General features: G+C 60.9%; 14 protein-coding genes. 4 read left to right on the forward strand and 10 right to left on the reverse strand.

Annotated features, from left to right (window positions below):
- Window positions 1-27 precede the first annotated feature (27 nt).
- The 4 genes from V1475_RS18450 to phaC form a co-directional block, all read right to left on the reverse strand.
- Complete coding sequence (locus V1475_RS18450; protein WP_479413901.1) at window positions 28-972, reverse strand: LysR family transcriptional regulator; 945 nt, start codon at window positions 970-972, stop codon at window positions 28-30.
- Between the two features lie 113 nt (window positions 973-1,085).
- Window positions 1,086-1,625 (reverse strand): polyhydroxyalkanoate synthesis repressor PhaR, encoded by a 540-nt coding sequence (phaR, locus tag V1475_RS18455; protein WP_434286381.1) that lies wholly within the window; start codon window positions 1,623-1,625, stop codon window positions 1,086-1,088.
- 210 nt (window positions 1,626-1,835) lie between these two features.
- A complete protein-coding gene (locus tag V1475_RS18460; protein WP_434286380.1) occupies window positions 1,836-2,279 on the reverse strand; it encodes a Phasin in 444 nt (147 codons plus the stop codon).
- Window positions 2,280-2,484: 205 nt separating this feature from the next.
- Complete coding sequence (gene phaC / locus V1475_RS18465) at window positions 2,485-4,302, reverse strand: class I poly(R)-hydroxyalkanoic acid synthase (RefSeq protein WP_479413902.1); 1,818 nt, start codon at window positions 4,300-4,302, stop codon at window positions 2,485-2,487.
- Window positions 4,303-4,492: 190 nt separating this feature from the next.
- Between phaC and phaZ the strand changes: the two genes are divergently transcribed.
- Window positions 4,493-5,767, forward strand: coding sequence for a polyhydroxyalkanoate depolymerase (gene phaZ / locus V1475_RS18470; protein ID WP_479413903.1), 1,275 nt, complete (start codon window positions 4,493-4,495; stop codon window positions 5,765-5,767).
- Between the two features lie 77 nt (window positions 5,768-5,844).
- Here the strand turns inward: phaZ and V1475_RS18475 are convergent, their stop codons facing one another.
- From V1475_RS18475 to V1475_RS18490, 4 genes are all read right to left on the reverse strand, one after another.
- A complete protein-coding gene (locus V1475_RS18475; RefSeq protein ID WP_479413904.1) occupies window positions 5,845-6,684 on the reverse strand; it encodes an OmpA family protein in 840 nt (279 codons plus the stop codon).
- 181 nt (window positions 6,685-6,865) lie between these two features.
- Complete coding sequence (locus V1475_RS18480) at window positions 6,866-7,579, reverse strand: alpha/beta fold hydrolase (protein ID WP_434286376.1); 714 nt, start codon at window positions 7,577-7,579, stop codon at window positions 6,866-6,868.
- A gap of 57 nt (window positions 7,580-7,636) precedes the next feature.
- The gene (locus V1475_RS18485) at window positions 7,637-8,404 is read right to left on the reverse strand and encodes an alpha/beta hydrolase (protein WP_479413905.1); all 768 of its coding nucleotides are present in this window, start codon (window positions 8,402-8,404) and stop codon (window positions 7,637-7,639) included.
- A gap of 73 nt (window positions 8,405-8,477) precedes the next feature.
- Window positions 8,478-9,149: a DNA-3-methyladenine glycosylase I gene (locus V1475_RS18490; protein WP_479413906.1), complete on the reverse strand. Its 672-nt coding sequence runs from the start codon at window positions 9,147-9,149 to the stop codon at window positions 8,478-8,480.
- Between the two features lie 190 nt (window positions 9,150-9,339).
- Here V1475_RS18490 and thrS point away from each other — a divergent pair, with 190 nt between their 5' ends.
- Window positions 9,340-11,286 (forward strand): threonine--tRNA ligase, encoded by a 1,947-nt coding sequence (gene thrS, locus V1475_RS18495; protein ID WP_479413907.1) that lies wholly within the window; start codon window positions 9,340-9,342, stop codon window positions 11,284-11,286.
- 134 nt (window positions 11,287-11,420) lie between these two features.
- Window positions 11,421-12,857: an SLC13 family permease gene (locus V1475_RS18500; RefSeq protein ID WP_479413908.1), complete on the forward strand. Its 1,437-nt coding sequence runs from the start codon at window positions 11,421-11,423 to the stop codon at window positions 12,855-12,857.
- 3 nt (window positions 12,858-12,860) lie between these two features.
- Here the strand turns inward: V1475_RS18500 and V1475_RS18505 are convergent, their stop codons facing one another.
- Window positions 12,861-13,229 carry a hypothetical protein gene (locus V1475_RS18505; protein WP_434286371.1) on the reverse strand — a complete coding sequence of 123 codons (369 nt, stop codon included), beginning with the start codon at window positions 13,227-13,229 and terminating at the stop codon, window positions 12,861-12,863.
- 51 nt (window positions 13,230-13,280) lie between these two features.
- A complete protein-coding gene (locus V1475_RS18510) occupies window positions 13,281-13,589 on the reverse strand; it encodes an arsenate reductase family protein (RefSeq protein WP_434290839.1) in 309 nt (102 codons plus the stop codon).
- Window positions 13,590-13,836: 247 nt separating this feature from the next.
- Here V1475_RS18510 and V1475_RS18515 point away from each other — a divergent pair, with 247 nt between their 5' ends.
- A complete protein-coding gene (locus V1475_RS18515; RefSeq protein ID WP_066704420.1) occupies window positions 13,837-14,043 on the forward strand; it encodes a cold-shock protein in 207 nt (68 codons plus the stop codon).
- Window positions 14,044-14,063 lie beyond the last annotated feature (20 nt).

Raw genomic sequence — 14,063 nt, forward strand, 5'->3', positions numbered from 1 at the left:
GCCTCCCCACCGGGGAGGCGTTTTGCTTTACAGAATCTTGAGATAACCGCCGAGCCACGGATAGGTCGCGACCATCGGATCGACCACCTGCGCCTGCAACAGCGGCCCCAATTGATCGGCCACTTCGCGCGCCATTTCCGACATGCCGTCCTGTCGCACGGTCAGCGAGATTTGCCGCGACAAGGGCGCGACCGGCAGGGGTATGGCCTCGATCTCATCGGCATAGCGCCCGGCGTTGAGCACCCCCAGCGAAGACAGGATGGTCCAGCCCGTGCCGCCCGCCACCATGGCGATCATCGCGCGGTAACTGTCGAGCTCGAAGCGATGGGTGAGCGTCAGGCCCTGCATCGCGAGATGTTCGGCCAACATCCGCCCCATGGCATGACGGCGGGTGTATTGAATGAGCGGCAGCTCCTTGACCGCCCCATGATGGCCTTTCGGCACCACGGCGACGAAAGGGTCCTGCAACAGCGGATGGCTTTCCGACCACTCCGCCCCGTCGCCCAGCTCGGCGGCGACGATCACGTCGAGCGCCCGGTTCTCCAGCCGGTCGAGCAGACGATGCGAGGGGCCGGTCTCCAATTCGAAGCGGGTCTCGGTCAGCCGGTCGGCCATCTGGGTGATCAGCAAGGGGGTCACGGAGGATTCGAAATCCTCCACCATGCCGAGGCGCAGATGGGCGAGATGGCTGAGGTCCAGCCCGGCGATCTCGGAGCGCGCACGGGCGGCTTCCACCAGAATGCTCTGCGCGCGCCTGCGCAGAACCCGGCCCGCAGGCGTCAGCGACATCGGACGTTCGCGACGGTTGATCAGCTCGGTGCCCAGTGCGGTTTCCAGATTGGAGATCTGCTGCGACACGGCGGAGGGCGAGGCGCCGAGACGCTTGGCCGCGGCGGACACGGACCCCTCTTCGGAGACCGCGAGAAACACCTCGACGCCCCAAAGCGTCAAACGTCCGACCTTGTCGCTCATATGCCCCCCGTTTCCTTTGCTGCTCTAAATACTCAATCAAATACCGCTGCAATCTGACAGAAAAAAGAAAACCCCGCAGCTTGCGGGGTTTGTCCAGGTGCCCTGCGACACGTTTACGACAGCTTGGACAGCTTGTCCTGAAGCTCGGCCAACTGTTTCTTGATCTCGCCGAGATCTTCGCCAGCCTCGGAAGCTTCCTGTTTCGGCGCGGACCAGTTTTTGCTCATCCCGCCGGTCATCGCCTTGATGAAGGCTTCCTGCTGGGCCTGAAGTGCCTCGAAGCCAGGAATTTGCGGCATTTGCGTACCGAAATTCTGCATCATCTGTTCCTGCCCCTGACGCAGCATCTCGAAGCTCTGCGCCAGAAACTGCGGCACGACGGATTGGATGTCGGTGGTGTAGCTGCGCACGAGATCGGTCAGCACGCCCAGCGGCAGCACGCTTTCGCCGCGGCTTTCGTGTTCGGCGATGATCTGCAACAGGTATTGGCGCGTGAGATCGTCACCGGATTTCAGGTCCACGATCTGCACGTCGCGGCCCTCGCGGATGAACCCCGCGATGTCTTCGAGTGTGACGTAATCGGAGGTCTCGGTGTTGTAGAGACGTCGCGAGGCATAGCGTTTGATCAGCAAAGGATCTTTTTTATCGGCCATCTGGGCTCCCCTCCCTTGGTGGCAATTTTATCGGCAATGCAGCAAGCCTATGCGAGCGATTTTCCAAAAGCAAAAGAAATCAGGACGTTTTTGTTACCGCAATCACCGTCAAGCGCCTCTGCACATGCGAAAACGGGCCCCGCAGATGGGGGCCCGTTCGAGATCCACGTTTCCAGGGAGGAGGAGAAACGCGGAGAGGTAAGGGATGCCTTACTTCGCAGTCGCTTTTTTCGCGGCTTTGGTCATCTCGTCGGTCGCTTTTTTCGCGGCGGCGGTCATGTCCTCGCCCATGTCTTTGCCGGCAGCCATAACCAGCTCGATGGTTTCCATCTGGACCTTTTTCGCGACTTCGGCGAAGGCAGCCATGTTTTCGGCGGCCATTTCAGCCTGCACGGAGGCGAATTCGGTCATCGCCTTGGTGTAATCGGAGGGCTCTTCCTTGACGGCGGTCATCTCGGCGACCTTGGACAGGGTGTCCTTGGTCCATTTCGAGGACAGCTCGGTGGATTTCTCGGCGGCTTCGATGGCCACTTTCGAGAGTTTCTCGGCGAAGGAGGCCTGGGTTTTGAAGCTTTCCTGCATCGCGGACAGATCGAGCGGGAAGTTGCCCATCATGTCTTTCATCATCTTGGTGAAATCGTCGGTCTTGGCCATGTCTCATATCCTCCTGGCTTTGATGCGAAACTGGCCGTAGCGAAGAGCCCCGGATTTTCGCTCTGCGGCGCGCCTCGGCCCGATTGCCTTTGCTGCGCTTGCAAAAAGAATATGGATGCTGCACCGCAGAAAATCAAGTGATTTATGCTGCGATGCAGAAAAATACCCAAAACTACGGAGTGTCAGGCCGTTAGGCGCTCTGCGCTCAGGGCGTCGCGGTCATTTTCACATAGGTGCCGGGCGCCTCGGCAAGAATTTTGCGCCCCGAATCGCCCGGAACCCGCGCAGGCACCTGTTTGCCGGACTTGGGCTTGAGCCAGGTCTCCCAGGTCGGCCACCACGAGCCCTTGTGGAACTCCGCCCCGGCCTGCCACTCCTCCGCCGACAGAGTCATATCGGGATTGGTGTAATGGCCGTATTTGCCTTTCGAGGGCGGATTGACGATCCCGGCGATATGGCCGCTCTCGGAGAGCAGGAAGGTCTTGTTCTTAGACCCCATCTGGCAAATGCCGTTGTAGGAGCTTTTCCACGCGGCGATGTGATCGGTCTCACAGCCGATGGCGCAGAGCGGCACGTTGACCTCGGAGAGATGCACGGTGCTGCCACAGACCTTATAGCCCACGGTGGCGAATTCGTCGCGCTGGGTCAGGCCACGCAGGTATTCGACCGCCATCTTGCCGGGGAGGTTCGTGGCGTCGCCGTTCCAGTACAGAAGGTCGAAAGCAGGCGGCGCCTCCCCCATCATATAGCTGCGGATCGCGGGCTGATAGATCAGGTCGTTGGATCGCAGGTAGGAGAAGGTGCGGTTCATGTAGAGCGATTTCATGAGACCGGTGCGCTTGGCCTCCGCCTCGATGCCGTCGACGAAATCGTCGTCGAGGAACACGCCAAACTCGCCCTGATCGGAGAAATCGGTCAGCGTCGTAAAGAAGGTGGCGGATTTGACCGAAGTATCCTTACGCTGCTTCATCAGCGCCAGTGTCAAAGACAGGGTGGTGCCCGCGATGCAATAGCCGATAACGTTGATCTTCGGCTCGGAGGTGATCTCCTTGACCTGTGCGATGGCGGTCAAAAAGCCCTCTTCGACATATTGGTCCATGCCGACCTCGGCATAGCCCTCGTTCGGGTTGACCCAGGAAACGACAAAGACGGTATAGCCCTGATCGACGATCCACTTGATCAGCGAATTTTGTTCGCGCAGGTCGAGAATATAGAATTTGTTGATCCACGGCGGGAAGAGCAGCAGCGGGATCTTGTGCACCGTTTCGGTCGTCGGCGCATATTGGATCAGCTCGAACATCCGGTTGCGGAACACCACGGAGCCTTTGGTCGTGGCGATGTTTTCGCCCAGCTTGAAGGCTTCCTTGTTGGCGAGATTGACGACCAGCTCGCCGTGGTGATCCTCCAGATCGCGCACGAGGTTTTCGAGCCCTTTCACGAGGCTCTCGCCCTCGGTCTCCACCGCGTGCTGAAGCGCATCGGGGTTGGTGGCGAGAAAATTCGTCGGTGCCATCATGTTGATGAGCTGCTTGGTGAAATAATCCACCCGCTTGCGATCCTGCCCGTCGAGCAGTTCGAGATCGCTCACCGCGTCATGCAGGGCCTCGGAGTTCATCAGATATTGCTGTTTGAGGAAGTTGAAGAACGGGTTCGTTTCCCAGAGCGGATTGCCGAACCGACGGTCCTTCGGCGTCTCGTCGGGCGGCGGGGTCAGATTGCCCTGCGCCAGCCGGTTCTGCGCCTCGATGTAATGCTTGAGCGTCTTGCCCCAATAGCCCACCTGATGCTCGATCACCCGCGCCGGGTTGTTCATCATCTCCGCCATATAGGCGCTCGCGGCCTTGACGAAGAGCTCCTGCCCCGGCCCTTGCAGCGCGGGGGGAATCGGTTTCTTTTGTGCAAGTGCAGCGGCCAGACGCGCCGACAACTCTTCAATCTTCACGATATTCGCGTTGAGTTTATCCAGATCCAACGTCTTTTCAACTGTGTCCTCAGGCGTTTTGACCGCTCCATCCCCTGCCATCACGCGTCCTCCCAATATTTTGCACTTGCAGCATTGCCGTTTGCTGTAAGAGTATATTCATCACGATAACGGCAGAGTGAGCCCGTGGGAAGGCCGAACGAAGTCGCAGCCCCCCCACGCAAGCCGAGAGGACCCGGCCGAAAGGCCCGGTCGGATCAGGCCCCGACCTGACCGTCCAAAGGAGAAGCACATGCGCTACATGGCCACCTATGACTTGATGGAAACGATCCGGAACACCAACCAGTGGCTTGGTGCCTCGGCGCAGGCGCTGGGGTCTTACCCGGCCGTAGCCATGATGCCGAACCCGGCATTCCAGTGGCTGCGCGCCTGGGGCGAGGTTACGGAGCGGGCGTTTTCGCGCATGGTGACCAAACCGGACTGGGGCATCGGGTCGGTCGTGGGCGAGGACGGGCGCGATCACATTGTCGATGTGGTGACCGAAGTGGCCCGGCCTTTCGGCAATCTGATCCATTTCAAGGTACAGGGCCGCGCCGAGATGAAACGCCGGGTGCTTTTGGTGGCGCCGATGTCGGGGCATTATGCGACGCTTCTGCGCTCAACCGTCGTGTCGCTTTTGCCGGATTGCGAACTTTATGTCACCGACTGGCACAACGCCCGCGACATCCCGGTCTCCGAGGGCAAATTCGACATCGAGGATTACACGCTCTACCTCGTCGATTTCCTCAAACATCTGGGGCCGAACACCCATGTGATCGCCGTGTGCCAACCGGCGCCGCTGACGCTCGCGGCCACGGCCTATCTCGCCGAGGAAGACCCGAAGGCACAGCCGCGTTCGCTGACGCTCATTGGCGGGCCGATCGACCCGGACGCGACGCCGACCGAAGTGACGGATTTCGGCAACCGCGTCACCATGGGCCAGCTCGAGCAAGCGATGATCCAGCGTGTCGGTTACAAATACAAGGGCGTGGGGCGCAAGGTCTATCCGGGGCTGTTGCAGCTGTCCTCGTTCATCACGATGAACATGGACAACCACTCCAAGGCCTTCGCCGATCAGATCCAGCGCGTTGCCAAGGGCGAAGCGGGCGAGCATGACCGGCACAACAAATTCTACGACGAATATCTCGCCGTGATGGACATGACGGCGGAGTTCTATCTCTCCACCGTCGAGCGCATTTTCAAAGGGCTGGAAATCGCACAGAACAAATTCGTGGTGGCGGGCAAGAAGGTCGATATCGGCAAGATCACCGATGTCGCCGTGAAGACCGTCGAAGGCGAGAATGACGACATCTCCGCGCCGGGCCAATGTGTTGCCGCGCTCGATCTCTGCACCGGGCTGCCGGACAGCAAGAAGGCCAATCACCTCGAACCGGGAGCAGGCCATTACGGGATTTTCGCGGGCAAAAGCTGGCGCAACAACATCCGGCCTCTGGTGCTCGATTTCATCGATGCCAATTCCGGGCCGCGGATTGTGGCCGGGAAAGACACCGAAGCGAAAGCGGGCTGAGGGCTCCCTGTTTCACATCCTGAAGCTCCAAAAAGAGACGGGCCTGCCCGTCTCTTTTTCGTTCCGGCTCTTTCTGTTCAGCGGGCGACGATCTCGACCCGGCGGTTGAGCGCCCGCCCCTCGTCGGTGAGGTTGCTGGCGACCGGCGCGAGCGGGCCGACACCGGCGGGCACGGCGCGCCCGGAGGCCACACCGAAACGCGCGCTCAGGGCATCGACCACAGATTGCGCCCGGCTGCGCGACAAGGTCAGGTTGCTGTCCAGCCCGCCGACACTGTCGGTATGGCCGACGACATAGATCTCGAGATCGGGGCGTTCGGTGAGCAGTTTCGCAATCTCGGAAAGCGCCTCGTCGGAACTCGGAAGCAGCACCGCGCTGCCGAAATCGAAATAGATGTTGTCGAGGGCGATCTTGCCTTCGGTGTCGATGGATTTGGCCATCGCCGCGGCGTCGATCACCTTGACCTGATCGGTCTCAAGAGCGGCGGTTTGCAGGATCTGCACATAGTGATTGCGGGGTTCGACGCCGACCGAGACATAGGCCGTGCCGCCCTCGTAGGGCATTTGCCCGGTGAGGTAGCGAATGTCGCTGCCGATGCCGAGGTTCATGCCGTTTTGCCAGCCCTGTGAGGACAGGTTGCCGCATTCACCCCGGCTGCCGCATTCCCATTCGGTGACAAAGCCCCGCGCCGCAAGCGCCTGCTGGTAGTTGACGAGAATCTCAAGCGTCGAACGCCCCTCGGGATTGGCGAAACGACGCAAGAGCACCCGTCCGCGCAGTTTTTCCGACAGCACATTGCCATCGGTAAACCCCGTGATCCTCTGAATCTCGCCAAAAGCCTCCTCGACACGATCCGGGACACGTTCCTGAGACCCGGCATAGGGTTCGACATCGAGCACGGAAACGGACTGCGCCATGGCCACAGAGACGCTCCCGAAAGGCAGAAGAAAAATGCAGAAAGCTCTTATCAACATGAGCGCCCCCAATTCGGACCGAGTGTACTGAGAAACCGGGGCGGCCACAAAAGCTCCCCCCCTCGGAAAGGCTACGTCCGAACGGGGATTCCAACAATGGTTTGTTTAGACAGGTGTGCGCAGTTCAGCGCAGCACGAAGGGGGCCTCGGCCTCAAGCCATGTCTTGAGGGCGCGCGACACGCTTCGCGGCGCTTCCAGCATGGGCAGGTGGCCGGCTTTCTCGATCAACACGAATTCCGCGCGGGGCATCAGCTGGGCGATGAAATCCTGACGGCGTGGCGGACTGATCGTGTCGGCGGCTCCGCCCATCACCAGAGCCGGAATGCGGGCGCGCCTGAGCACGTTCTGATGATCCGGGCGGCGTTGCAGGATGCGCGACTGGGTGAGATAGGCGTCGAGCCCCGCCTCCATCGCCATATCGAGCCAATGATCTCGGATGGCGTTGCGATGCGGCCCTTCGTAAAGCGCGGTCGAGGGCAGTTCTTCGAGCAGAACCTCGCCGAAACGCCCGGTGCGGGCCTTGACCATGCGCGGCTCGCGGGCGGCGGCGGCATTGGGCGGCTCGGCCTGCGCGGAGCCGGAGATCAGCGCGATGCGGGTGACGCGGCCCGGCGCGCGACGCAGGATTTCGGTGGCGACGGAGGCGCCGAGATCATGACCCGCGACCGCGAATTTCGGCGGCGCGACGGCCAGAACCGCATCGGCCATCTCGGTGAGGCTTTCGCCCTGCAAGGGGGCGACCATCACAGCATGATCCCGGCTCAGATCGACGATCTGATCGGTGAACACACGTCCATCGGCAAGAAAACCGGGCAAAAGCACGAGGCTTTCGGTCATGAGGGCTGGTCCTGAGAACTCTGGTCCCTTTTCAAATGGCGCGACCTGCCGCGAAGGTCAAGCGGGTCGCACGGAACCGGCCGGGATCCGCCCTGTCACCTCGGTGATCGCCGTCTCGATGGTCGCGAGGCAGTCCGGAGTCGAGAAGGAATGATCGGCACCTTTCACGAGGGTGAGGCGGATGTCGTCGCCTGTCACATGGCCCAAGAGCCGGATCGCGGTTTCGGTGGAAACGGAGGTATCCGCCGTGCCTTGCAAAAACCGCACCGGGAAGGGCAAGGGCAGCGCATCGCGCAGCACCAGTTGGCTGCGGCCATCCTCGATCAGACGTTTGGTGATCGGGTAATCGCTGTCATAGCCCGAAGGCATCATGACGACGCCGTCGCGGTTGAGCGTGGCGCGCTGTGTCGCGTCGAATCCTGCCCAAAAGCCGTCCTCGGTAAAATCCGGCGCGGCGGCGATGGTGACGAGACCGGCGACACGGTCGGGGATGCGTTTGCACATCAGAAGCGAGATCCAGCCGCCCATGGAAGAACCGACGAGGATCTGCGGGCCGTCGGTGAGGGCCTCGATCACCGCCTGCGCATCTTCGGCCCAATCGCCGATGCAGCCGTTTTCGAAGCTCTCCGAACTCTGACCGTGGCCGGAATAGTCGAAGCGCAGGAAGGGGCGGCCCTGAATGCGGGCCCAGGCCTCCAAGGCGATGGCCTTGGTGCCTTCCATGTCCGACATGAAACCACCCAAGAACACGATGCCCGGCCCCACGCCCGGCAGGCGGTGATAGGCGATCTTGCGCCCCGAAGGCGTGTCGAGAAAATCGGTCATGGCTGGCTCCCTGAATCTGCGCGCCCAGCATAGGGCCGGACGCAGAGATGCCAAGTCGGCTCAGGGTCGCATGTCAGGCGTCGATGCTCTGGGCCAGCACCCGCGAGATCGTGTTGAGTGTCTGGCCGGACTGTTCGCGCCAGATGTTGAACGCCTCCTGCACGGCCTTTTTTGCGGCTTTCGAGGTCGGCGCCTTGTCGATCACGCCCTCGGCGATCAGCCGGGCCACGACGCTGTCGGACAGGATGAACCCATCGCGCCCGCACCACCGCATCGCCATGGCACCGGTGTTGCCGCCCAGACGCGCGCCCTCTTTTTTCAGCCAGTCCAGAAGGTCGAAATAGTCTTCGGCGGGCCAATAGGCGATTTTCTTGCCAAAGCCGCCATTCTCGGCGCTGACCTTGGCGATGAATTTCGCATTGTCGACCACCGCCTTGATTTTCGGCGCGGATTTGATCAGACGCGCGTCTTTCGTCAGCGCCGCGATCTCGTCTTCGGAAAGCCCCGCGACATAGGTCACATCGAAGCCGTGAAACGCTTCTTCGATGCCGGGCCATTTGCCCTCGACCACCTTCCACGACATGCCGGCCTGAAAAATATGTTTCGCCATTTCCGCGAGCCAGACCGCATCGGGGGTCTCGGCCATTTCATGCGGAAGTTTCGGGATATAAACGTCGCGAAGAACCTCTTCCGCCCCGCCTTTGCGTTCGGCGGCGATAGCAAGAATTTCGTCATAAGTATGCATGTGAATCTCCTGATGTCGGACAGAGAAAGATTGCTGCCCGGAATGGCTACAATCAAGAAAACTCGTGTAACAATTGGATGTTAAAAGCCTGTTTGCAATTGACATAGGCAGATCTGCGCGCGAAAAGCGCGACACATATATACCCGCAACCGGGCGCTTGGTAGGCGCCAAACCGACGAGGAGAGCCGACATGGCACCGATTTCTCTCACATTCCCCGATGGCAATTCGCGCGAGTTTAATGCTGGCGTGACCCCTGCCGATGTGGCCGCAAGCATTTCGAACAGCCTTGCGAAGAAAGCGATCTCCGCGTCCGTCAACGGTCAGCACTGGGATCTCCAGTGGCCGATCAATGAGGACGCAAGCATCGCGATCAACACCATGCAGGACGACGCCCCCGCGCTCGAACTGATCCGTCACGACCTTGCGCATATCATGGCGCGGGCGGTGCAGGAGCTTTGGCCCGATGTCAAAGTGACCATCGGCCCGGTGCGCGACAATGGCTGGTTCTACGATTTCGACCGGGCAGAGCCGTTCACGCCCGAGGACCTCGGTGCGATCGAGGCGAAGATGAAGGACATCATCAACGCCCGTGAGCCGGTCAAGACGGAGATTTGGGGCCGCGACGAGGCGATTGATTACTACAACGCCCGCAATGAGCCGTTCAAAGTCGAACTGGTGAACCGCATTCCCGAGGGCCAGCCGCTTCGGATGTACTGGCATGGCGACTGGCAGGATCTCTGCCGCGGTCCGCACCTCCAGCACACCGGGCAGGTGCCTGCCGATGCGTTCAAGCTGACCCATGTGGCGGGGGCCTATTGGCTCGGAGACAGCACGCGCCCGATGTTGCAGCGCATCTATGGCGTGGCGTTCAAGAACCGCAAGGATCTGAAAGCCTGGGAACTCATGATGGAAGAGGCCGCCAAGCGCGATCACCGCAAGCTGGGCAAGGAGATGGACCTCTACCACATGCAGGAAGAGGCCCCCGGTCAGGTGTTCTGGCACCCGAACGGCTGGAAAATCTACACCACGCTTCAAGACTACATGCGTCGTCAGCAGGAGCGTGACGGTTATGTCGAGGTGAACACGCCGCAGGTGGTGAACCGCAAGCTCTGGGAAGCCTCGGGGCATTGGGACAACTATCAGGAAAACATGTTCATCGTCGAAGTGGACGAGGATCATGCCCGCGAAAAAACTGTCAACGCGCTGAAACCGATGAACTGCCCCTGCCACGTTCAGGTGTTCAATCAGGGTCTGAAATCCTATCGCGACCTGCCTTTGCGGATCGCGGAATTCGGGTCCTGCAACCGCTACGAACCCTCGGGCGCGCTGCACGGGATCATGCGGGTGCGCGGCTTTACCCAAGACGATGCGCATATCTTCTGCGAGGAAAAGGACATCGAGGCGGAAACCAAGAAGTTCATTGAGTTTCTTGCGAAAATCTACTCCGATCTCGGGTTTGACGACTGGGAGATCAAGCTGTCGACGCGGCCCGAGAAACGCATCGGGTCGGAAGAAAGCTGGGATCACGCCGAGGAATCTCTGGGCAATGCCTGTAAGGCCGCCGGCTATGATTTCGAAATTCAGGAAGGCGAAGGGGCGTTCTACGGGCCGAAGCTTGAATTCGTTCTGACCGACGCGATCGGGCGGGCGTGGCAATGCGGCACGTTGCAGGTCGACCCGAACCTGCCGGAGCGACTGGACGCGAATTACATCGGTCAGGACGGCGCGAAACATCGTCCGATCATGTTGCACCGGGCCGTGCTTGGCTCGTTCGAGCGCTTCATCGGCATCCTGATCGAGAACTCGGCGGGGCACCTGCCCTTCTGGCTTGCGCCGCGCCAGGTCGTGGTCGCCTCCATCGTGTCCGAGGCCGACGATTATGTGAACGCGGTCGTCGCGCAACTGAAAGCCGCAGGCGTGCGCGCCGAGGCCGATATTCGCAACGAGAAGATCAACTACAAGGTGCGCGAGCACAGCCTCGGCAAAGTGCCGGTGATCCTCGCCGTGGGCGCGCGCGAGGTCGAGGAAAAGACCGTCACCGTCCGCCGTCTGGGTCAGAAAGAAACCGCCGTCATGGCGCTTGACGAGATCGTCGCCGCGCTGTCGACCGAGGCACTGGCCCCAGATCTGGCCTGAGCCTTCTCTGCACAAGAAAATGCCGCGCGTCCCTTCGGGGGCGCGCGGTTGTTTTGTCGCATCCGGCAATCCTGCACCTTGGCCTCCCCGATGAAGGCGTTACACTGAACGTCAGGCCAGCCGGAAGCAGGGATATGACCGAACAGAAACCACAGATCGCGCGGCTCATCGCCCTTTTGCTCGGGCCGCTACTGGCCATCGTGCTTCTCTGGATGCCGGTGCCCGCCGGCATGACCCCGGAAGCGTGGCGGCTTATTGCGGTGACGCTCTGGATGGTGATCTGGTGGCTGTCGGAAGCCCTGCCGCTTTCGGCCACCGCCCTCCTGCCCATCGTGATCTTCCCGGCGCTCGGCATTCAGCCCACGGGCGAGGTCAGCCGTCATTACGGCAATCACCTGATTTTCCTCTTTCTCGGCGGCTTTATCCTTGCCGCCGGGATGCAGCGCTGGGGGGTGCACCGGCGGATCGCCCTTGCCATTGTCGCCGCTGTCGGCTCCAGCCCGAGCCGCATCATCATGGGCTTCATGCTGGCCACCGCCTTTCTGTCGATGTGGATTTCCAACACCGCCACCGCCGTGATGATGTATGCTGTGGGCGTCTCTATCATAGATTTCATCGACGAACGCGTGCCGGACAAGACGCAGGTGGACCGTTTCGGCATCGGCCTCATGTTGTCCATCGCCTATTCCGCCTCCATCGGAGGCGTCGGCACGCTGATCGGCACGCCGCCCAATGCGCTTCTGGCCAGTCTGTTGTCGGAAAACTACGGGATCGAGATCGACTTTTTCACCTGGATGCTGATCGGCATTCCTGTTGTCATCGTCATGCTGCCCCCGGCCTATCTGCTTTTGACGCGGGTGCTTTTCCCGGTCCATGAGATGGAACTGAGTTCGGTGCAGAGGGTGATTGCCGAAGAACGGGCGCTGCTCGGTCCGATGAAAACCCCCGAACGCCGCGTTGCGATGATCTTTGCCGGGGCTGCCTTTCTCTGGATCACCCGCAGTTTTCTCGGCCTGCCGATCGACGATTCCGGCGTCGCCATCCTCGCCGCCCTCGCGCTTTTTGCCCTGCCCGCCGAGCGCGGTGCGCCGCCGCTGCTCGACTGGTCGGTGTCGCGCGATCTGCCCTGGGGGGTGCTCTTGTTGTTCGGCGGCGGGCTGGCGATTGCGGGCGGGTTCGAGGCCAGCGGTCTGGCGCTCTGGATCGGCGAACAGGTCGGACAGATGGGCGATGTGCCGCTCTGGCTGCTTGTTCTGATCGTCGCCGTGGCGATCAAATTCCTGACCGAGATCACCTCCAACACCGCCTCTACCGCCACCTTCCTGCCGGTTCTGGGCGCGGTGGCGCTCGGCCTCGATGTCAGCGTGCTCTGGCTCACCGTGCCGGTGGCTCTGGGGGCCTCCATGGCCTTCATGATGCCCGCCGCCACGCCGCCCAATTCGATCATCTTCTCCTATGAAAAGCTGACGCTGAAACACATGGTCAAGGCGGGGTTCGCGCTCAATATCCTGAGCACGGCGGTGGTGTTTTTCGCCTCATGGTGGCTGATGCCTCTGGTCTTTGGGCTGTGAGCTTCAGAAATGCGCCTTCGGCTCGTCGGGTTTGCCCGCAGCCAAGGCAAGCAAACCGCCCAGCACACAGAAGCCCAGCGGGAACATGGTAAAGACGTTGAAGCCAAAACCGTTGTACATCAGGGCAGCGGCCACCAGCATCAGCACCCCGCCCCAGAGCGCCCGCGCCCGCGCCATGGCACCGCCCGCGATGGCGAGAATCGGCGCGAAGAAACTCGTGGCCCGGATCAGATCGACGTTTCGGACCTGTTCAAAGAGCCCCTCGACCTCGCCCCAGTGATCAATGGCTTCAGTGTAGCCGTAGCTGAAAAAACCGACGAGCATGGCGAGCACGCCGCCGAGGATGCCTAAAACCAGAGCTGCGTTGCGCATCTCATGTCTCCTTGCCTGTGTTCTGCTCAGATAGGGATGTGCGAACGGAGATTAAAGAAGCGCCGCCTGCACATCCTTGCCCCAACCGAGATAGAGCGTGCCGTCGCGGTCGATCACCGGGCGTTTCATCAGGGTCGGATGATCCGTCAGCAAATCGAGCGGATCGCGGGCGCGTTCCGCCTCCGACAGACCCCGCCATGTGGTGGAGCGGGTGTTGACCAGCGCCTCGCCAAAAGCGGCATGGAATCGCTCAAGTTGCGCGCGCGACAGCGGCGTCTCCCGGATGTCCGTCAGCTCCACCCCCAGCGTTTTCACGGCTTTTCGGCAGGTATCACAGGTCTTGATCCCGTAAATCAGCATCATTTCGCTCTCCTCAATGGTCCATTTTGTGGCACTTTGACGGCTTTTCAGGCAAATTCGCCTGTCCGCCCCGACTGTTACGATTTTGTCGCTTGCCTTTATACGCACTTTCTTCACACTCGAAAGCGTGACTGCTGACTTTCGAACGACCGCTCCTTTTCTACGGGGCAGCAGGAAGACTTGGAAGACCTGGCTGCACCGGCCCGTCGCACGTTGCGGCGGATGAAACGACAAGGAGAGACGGGATATGCCCACCGGCACCGTAAAATGGTTCAACACCACCAAAGGCTACGGCTTCATTGCCCCCGATGATGGCGGCAAGGACGTTTTTGTCCACATTTCCGCGGTCGAGCGCGCCGGCATGACCGGCCTCGCGGACAACATGAAAATCGGCTACGAACTGCGCGAAGGCCGTGACGGCCGCGCCTCGGCGACCGAGCTTCAGGCGCTCTGATCCGTTTCAGACGGACATCT

The sequence above is a fragment of the Celeribacter sp. SCSIO 80838 genome, from assembly GCF_056498065.1.